At 32.0% G+C, this 647-nt stretch carries 1 protein-coding gene; it reads right to left on the minus strand.

Going from position 1 to position 647, the window contains the following annotated elements:
- Window positions 1–486, minus strand: a 486-nt coding sequence (locus K6V48_RS11675) for an rRNA adenine N-6-methyltransferase family protein (protein ID WP_181200504.1), incomplete at its 3' end; no start/stop codon positions are given.
- Window positions 487–647: the final 161 nt, after the last annotated feature.

Below are 647 nucleotides of genomic sequence, written 5' to 3' on the forward strand. Positions count from 1 at the left end.
AAAGCATTCCGCTGGCAGCTTAAGCAATTGCTGAATCGAGACTTGAGTGTGCAAGAGCAACCCTAGTGTTCGGTGAATATCCAAGGTACGCTTGTAGAATCCTTCTTCAACAATCAGATAGATGTCAGACGCATGGCTTTCAAAAACCACTTTTTTAATAATTTGTGTGCTTAAATGGTAAGGAATATTCCCAACAATTTTATACCTCTGTTTGTTAGGGAATTGAAACTGTAGAATATCTTGGTGAATTAAAGTGACACGAGTATTCAGTTTTAATTTTTCTGACGATAAGTTGAATAGATGACTGTCTAATTCAATAGACGTTACCTGTTTACTTATTTTAGCCAGTTTCGTCGTTAAATGCCCTTTACCTGTTCCAATTTCGTAAACGGTATCGGTTTCTTTTAAATTCAATTGTTTTATTATTTGGTTGAGTACTTTTTCACTCGTTAAAAAGTTTTGAGAATATTTTATATTTTTGTTCATGTAATCACTCCTGAAGTGATTACATCTATAAATAAATACAGAAGTTAAACGATTTGTTTGTAATTTTAGTTATCTGTTTAAAAAGTCATAAGATTAGTCACTGGTAGGAATTAATCTAACGTATTTATTTATCTACGTAATCACTGTTTTTAGTCTGTTTC

Origin of the sequence: Streptococcus suis (genome assembly GCF_019794555.1) — a bacterium.
GTDB lineage: Bacteria > Bacillota > Bacilli > Lactobacillales > Streptococcaceae > Streptococcus > Streptococcus suis_AB.